Genomic DNA, 4,190 nt, shown 5'->3' with positions numbered 1-4,190 from the left:
GATCAAGGCGGCTCGGGATCACTCAGAGACTCAGGTACTCCTTCAACTCCCAGGGAGTGACCTGTGAGCGGTAGTCGGCCCACTCACGGCGCTTGTTGCGCAGGAAGAAGTCGAAGACGTGTTCGCCGAGGGTTTCGGCGACCAGCTCGGAGCGCTCCATCGCCTGCAGGGCCTCGTCGAGGGTGCCGGGCAGGGTGCGGAAGCCCATGGCGCGACGCTCGGCGTCGGTCAGCGACCACACGTCGTCCTCGGCCTCGGGGGGCAGCGTGTAGCCCTTCTCGATACCGCGCAGACCCGCGGCCAGCAGCACCGCGAAGGTCAGGTACGGGTTGCAGGCGGAATCAGGGCTGCGGATCTCGACGCGACGCGACGACGACTTGTTCGGGGTGTACATCGGCACCCGCACCAGCGCCGACCGGTTGGACCGGCCCCACGAGGCCGCGGTCGGGGCTTCGCCACCGTGGATCAGGCGCTTGTAGGAGTTGACCCACTGGTTGGTGATGGCGCTGATCTCGGGGGCGTGTTCGAGGATGCCCGCGATGAAGGAGCGCGCGGTACCCGAGAGGTTGTTCGGGTCGTCGGGATCGGCGAAGGCGTTGTTCTCGCCCTCGAACAGGCTCATGTGGGTGTGCATGGCCGAACCGGGGTACTGGGAGAACGGCTTGGGCATGAACGTCGCGCGCACACCCTCGTCGATCGCCACCTCTTTGATCAGGTAGCGGAATGTCATCACGTTGTCGGCCATCGAGAGCGCGTCGGCGTAGCGCAGGTCGATCTCCTGCTGGCCGGGAGCGCCCTCGTGGTGGCTGAACTCGACCGAGATGCCCATCGATTCGAGCGAGTCGATGGCATGGCGGCGGAAGTTCGGCGCCGAATCGTGCACGGCCTGGTCGAAGAAGCCGCCGTTGTCGGCCGGGGTCGGCTCGTAGCCGCCCTTGAGGTTGTTCTCCAGCAGGAAGAACTCGATCTCGGGGTGCACGTAGCAGCTGAAGCCCGCGTCGGCGGCCTTGTTCAGCTGACGGCGCAGCACGTGGCGCGGGTCGGCCCAGGACGGCGAACCGTCGGGCATGGTGATATCGCAGAACATCCGCGCCGAGTGCTGGTGGCCCTTGGAACTGGCCCACGGCAGCACCTGGAAGGTCGACGGATCGGGCCGCGCGACCATGTCCGCCTCGGACACGCGCGCGAAGCCCTCGATGGCCGAGCCGTCGAAGCCGATGCCCTCTTCGAAGGCGCCTTCGAGTTCGGCGGGCGCGATGGCGACGGACTTGAGGTAGCCCAGCACATCGGTGAACCAGAGACGGACGAAACGGATATCCCGCTCTTCGAGCGTCCGCAGCACGAATTCCTTCTGGCGATCCATACCGGCGAGCGTAAGCACCCGGCGTTAAATCCGTGTTACATACGGAGACGGGTTTGCGATCTCGTCACATCGTTCGCACATCTCACCGGCCACGACGGGGCGCGGTGAGCACATGTGGCTCTCAGCATGTGAGACCGGGCGCGGGCGTGGCGAGATCGACGAGGTAGTCGATCACCGCGGTGTCGAGGCACTGATCGCCCGCCACCAGAGCGGCGGTGTGCCGATTGCCGCGGAAGGTGATGAGGTCGGCGCCCAGCTGGGCGGCCAGGTCGACACCGGCCTGATACGGCGTGGCCGGGTCGTCGGTGGTGGAGACCACCACGGTGGGCGGCAGTCCAGGGGCCGAGACGCGATGCGGGCTGCTGGTGTTGGGCACCGGCCAGGCGGCGCACAGTTCCAGTGGGGCGGCGCCGGTGCCCTTGCCGTCGTCGAGGAACGGGGCGGCCTTGCGGTATTCGGTGTCCTGACGGCCCGTGACCGCGGGATCGGTGACGCGCGGATCGTCGACGCAACGGATCGCGTTGAAGGCGTCCTGGGTGTTGGCGTAGGTGCCGTCCTGACGGCGGCCGTCGTACATATCGGCCAGCTGCAGCAGGGTGTCGCCGCTGCCCGCGCGCAGTTCGGTGAGGCCCTGGGTGAGGATCTGCCACAGGTCGTCGCTGTAGAGAGCCTGCTGGACGCCGGTGATCGCGTCGTTGTAGCTGAGACCGCGCGGGTCGGCGGTCGGCGCCGGGGCCTTCTCCAGCGGCCCGACCAGCTCGCGGAAACGGGTGACGGCCTGGGCGGGATCGGTCCCGAGCGGGCAGTCGGCGTTCTTCGCGCAGTCGGTGGCGTAGGCGGTGAACACGCCCTGGAAGCCCGCCGCCTGCCGCAGCGACTCCTGGACGGGGTCCTGCGAGGAGTCGACGGCGCCGTCGAGAACGAGCGCGCGCACGTTCTGCGGGTACTTCTCGGCGTAGGCCGAACCGAGGCGGGTGCCGTAGGAGTAGCCGAGGTAGCTCAGTTTCGCGTCGCCGAGCACGGCCCGCATGACATCCATGTCCTGGATCACCTCGCGGGTACCGACGTGACCGAGCAGGTCGACGCCGGAGCGCTGGGCGCAGCGGTCGGCGTACTCACGGTTGTCGTCCTCTGCCTCGGCGATGCCCGCCGGAGTGTTGTCGGTGGGCGGCTCGGCACGTTCGGCGTCGGCCTGCTGCGGGGTGAGGCAGACGATCGAGGGCAGCGACGAGCCGACACCGCGCGGATCGAACCCGACCCGATCGAACTTCTCCGCCAGTTCGGTGCGGTTGCCGACACCGACCATCGACAGGCCGGAGACGCCGGGCCCACCCGGGTTCATCAGCAGCGAGCCGACCTTCTCGCCGGTGGCCGGGATCCGGGAGAGCGCGATCTGGGCGGTCGGGCCGTCCGGGCGCGCGTAGTCGATCGGCACGGTGATCCGCGCGCACTCGGTTTTGGGTGGCAGCCGGTCCTCCGGGCTGCCGTAGCCCTCGCACGAGCCCCAGTCGATCTGCTGGTCGTAGAAGCTGTTCAGGCCCGGTGGGGGCGGGGGCAGTTCAGCACGCGGCGCGCTGTCCCCGCCGGTGCCGCATCCGGTGACGATCAACGCAGAGACAGCGCCGAGGAGCACGACGAGCCGGCCTCGCTGCACAGTGGGCCCACCTTTCCGCGCCCTGCGGCGCACACAATGCGCCCGAACGGGCTCGCATCACGGTAACCGAATCGCCCGGTGTGACCGATCACACCGGCGCCTGGCCTTAAACCCGTGCGGGCGCAGGTGGCACACTGAGGTGGTCAGAAACGCCCGGGGACCCGGTATGGGCCTCGAGGAACCAGACGAAAGGGACGATGATGTCCGTATCCGATGAGCAGACTCCTGCCTACGGTGCCACTCCCGCCGACAACAAGCCACGCCGCAAGACCCGCGTCCAGCATCTCCAGCAGATGAAGGCCGACGGTGAGCGCTGGTCGATGCTGACGGCCTACGACTACTCGTCCGCCCGGCTGTTCGAGGAAGCCGGTATCCCCGTGCTCCTGGTCGGCGATTCCGCCGCCAATGTCGTCTACGGCTACGACACCACCGTGCCGATCACCGTCGACGAGCTCATCCCGCTCGTGCGCGGTGTCGTGCGCGGCGCCCCGCACGCGCTGGTCGTCGCCGATCTGCCGTTCGGGACCTACGAGTCCTCGCCGCAGCAGGCGCTGGCGACCGCCATCCGCTTCATGAAGGAGGGCGGCGCGCACGCGGTGAAGCTCGAGGGCGGCGAACGGGTCGCCGAGCAGATCGCGCTGATCACCTCCGCGGGCATCCCCGTGATGGCCCACATCGGATTCACCCCGCAGAGCGTGAACACCCTGGGCGGTTTCCGTGTCCAGGGCCGAGGCGACGGCGCCGAGCAGCTGGTCGCCGACGCGATCGCCGTGCAGGAGGCCGGTGCGTTCTCGGTGGTCATGGAAATGGTCCCCGCCGAGATCGCGGGCCAGGTCACCCGCAAGCTGACCATCCCGACCGTCGGCATCGGCGCGGGCGCCGACTGCGACGCCCAGGTGCTGGTCTGGCAGGACATGGCCGGCTACACCAGCGGCAAGACGGCCAAATTCGTCAAGCGCTTCGGCAACGTGGGCGACGAACTCCGCACCGCCGCGGCCACTTACGCCGCCGAAGTCCGCCAAGGCACCTTCCCCGGCCCCGAACACAGCTTCTGACCGGACCCACAACAACCTGTCCCCGTCCCTGTCCCCGTCTTCAACAACCCACCCAACCCAGCCACCGCACTCCCGACCCCTAGGGAGGGACGGCCACGAAGTGGCCGGTCCGCGGCCG

General features: G+C 68.6%; 3 protein-coding genes. 1 reads left to right on the top strand and 2 read right to left on the bottom strand.

The features are described from left to right. Positions 1 to 22: 22 nt before the first annotated feature. Together glnA and ACFWF3_RS26500 are read right to left on the bottom strand one after the other, a co-directional pair. A complete protein-coding gene (glnA, locus tag ACFWF3_RS26505) occupies positions 23 to 1,363 on the bottom strand; it encodes a type I glutamate--ammonia ligase (protein ID WP_378996527.1) in 1,341 nt (446 codons plus the stop codon). Between the two features lie 121 nt (positions 1,364 to 1,484). After that, complete coding sequence (locus ACFWF3_RS26500; RefSeq protein ID WP_378996529.1) at positions 1,485 to 3,017, bottom strand: alpha/beta hydrolase; 1,533 nt, start codon at positions 3,015 to 3,017, stop codon at positions 1,485 to 1,487. 200 nt (positions 3,018 to 3,217) lie between these two features. Here ACFWF3_RS26500 and panB point away from each other — a divergent pair, with 200 nt between their 5' ends. Beyond that, a complete protein-coding gene (gene panB, locus ACFWF3_RS26495; protein WP_378639174.1) occupies positions 3,218 to 4,072 on the top strand; it encodes a 3-methyl-2-oxobutanoate hydroxymethyltransferase in 855 nt (284 codons plus the stop codon). Positions 4,073 to 4,190 lie beyond the last annotated feature (118 nt).

This window comes from Nocardia sp. NPDC060220 (genome assembly GCF_042727815.1).
Taxonomy (GTDB): domain Bacteria; phylum Actinomycetota; class Actinomycetes; order Mycobacteriales; family Mycobacteriaceae; genus Nocardia.
Note: the sequence above shows the minus strand (reverse complement) of the source record. Positions and strands in the feature narration are given on the sequence as shown.